The sequence below is a fragment of the Bacillus sp. SIMBA_008 genome (assembly GCF_046535495.1).
Taxonomy (GTDB): Bacteria; Bacillota; Bacilli; order Bacillales; family Bacillaceae; genus Bacillus; species Bacillus subtilis.
Genome location: NZ_JAWRWL010000828.1, coordinates 1 through 255 on the forward strand (window position 1 = coordinate 1; position 255 = coordinate 255).

The 255-nt window shown below is 50.2% G+C and carries 1 protein-coding gene; it reads right to left on the reverse strand.

The features are described 5' to 3' along the window. The coding region (locus SB658_RS25645) for a divergent PAP2 family protein (RefSeq protein WP_410603274.1) at nucleotides 1–227 on the reverse strand (227 nt) is incomplete at its 3' end. Between the last annotated feature and the right edge of the window lie 28 nt (nucleotides 228–255).

Sequence of the window (255 nt, forward strand, 5' to 3'; positions counted from 1 at the left end):
ATCGCGGCGACTGCAAACAGGGGCGAGTCCAGTCCCTGTTCCAAAGCGATTCCGGTTGACAGCGCGGTGACGGCGGCGGAATGGGAGCTCGGCATGCCGCCGGTGCTCGTCACAAGAGACCAGTCAAGTTTTTTGGATACGATAAATTGAATAGGCACTTTTACAACTTGGGCAAAAATAATGGCGGCAAAACTCGCCAGTAAAGGAAAATTCATAAGTACATCCATATGCGACATCCTTTCTGTATCTGCTGAT